Annotated in this window: 1 protein-coding gene and 1 pseudogene; both read left to right on the top strand. The window is 77.4% G+C overall.

The annotated features are described in order from the left end of the window. Positions 1-720 (top strand): annotated as a pseudogene (locus AB0I76_RS30280) (DEAD/DEAH box helicase); the annotation flags it as partial. A gap of 42 nt (positions 721-762) precedes the next feature. After that, positions 763-1,219: SAM-dependent chlorinase/fluorinase (locus AB0I76_RS30275; protein ID WP_357042665.1), on the top strand; the 457-nt coding region annotated here is incomplete at its 3' end.

Raw genomic sequence — 1,219 nt, 5'->3', positions numbered from 1 at the left:
TGGGCCCTTCCGCTCCAGCAGTTCCTCTACCGGCAGGTCATGTACCTGGTGCCGGAGCGGGACACCGACCCCACCCGCCGGGCCGCGGCCCTCGCCGACGTGCTGCTGGAACGGCACGGCGTGGTGACCCGGGGCGCGGTCATGGCCGAGCAGGTCACCGGCGGCTTCGCCGCGGTCTACCCGGTGCTGTCCGCCCTGGAGGAACGCGGCGCCGCCCGCCGGGGCTACTTCGTGGAGGGTCTGGGCGCGGCCCAGTTCGCGGTGCCCGGGGCGGTCGACCGGATCCGGGCGCTCGCCGAGCCCGCCGACGGGGGACGGGGCCGGGGCGGGCCCACACTGGTGCTCGCCGCCACCGACCCGGCCAACCCGTACGGCGCGGCACTGCCCTGGCCGGAGCGGGTCGTCGACTCCGGTGACGGCGCGGCACCGGCGACCGGGCACCGGGCGGGCCGCAAGGCCGGCGCCCTGGTGGTGCTGGTCGCGGGTGACCTGGTGCTGTACGTCGAGCGGGGCGGCCGGACGATCCTGTCCTTCACCGACGACACCGACGCCCTGGCCGCGGCCGGCAAGGCCCTCGCCGACGCCGTCCACTCCGGAGCGTTGGGCGCCATGTCGGTCGAGCGGGCCGACGGCGAGGCGGTGCACTCGTCGCCGCTGCGGGACGCGCTGACCGCCGCCGGCTTCCGGGCCACGCCGCGCGGGCTGCGCCTGCGTGGGTGACCGGCTCGCTGCGGTGCTCCCGGAACGCCTAGCGTGTGACGCATGGCGCCGACCCCCTGGATCTCGCTGACCACCGACTACGGGCTGGCCGACGGTTTCGTGGCCGCCTGCCACGGGATGATCGCCCGCCTCGCGCCGACGGCGCGGGTGATCGACGTGACGCACCTGGTCCCGGCGGCGGACGTACGCCGGGGCGCGACCGTGCTCGCGCAGACCGTGCCGTACCTGCCCGCCGGGGTGCACGTCGCCGTCGTCGACCCGGGCGTGGGCACCGAGCGGCGCGGGGTCGTCCTCGACACGCCGGACGGGCTGCTGGTCGGGCCGGACAACGGGCTGTTGCTCGACGCGGCAGCGGCGCTGGGTGGGATCCGGGTGGCGGCCGAGCTGGCCAACGCGGAGTGGTTCGCCCCACGGGTGTCCGCCACGTTCCACGGGCGGGACGTGTTCGCACCGGTGGCCGCCCGGCTGGCGCTGGGCGCGCCGCTGACCGGGGCGGGCC

This window comes from Micromonospora sp. NPDC049799 (assembly GCF_040656655.1).
Classification (GTDB): Bacteria; Actinomycetota; Actinomycetes; order Mycobacteriales; family Micromonosporaceae; genus Micromonospora.
The sequence above is the reverse complement of the archived record's forward strand: the minus strand, read 5'-3'. Positions and strand labels throughout refer to the sequence as shown.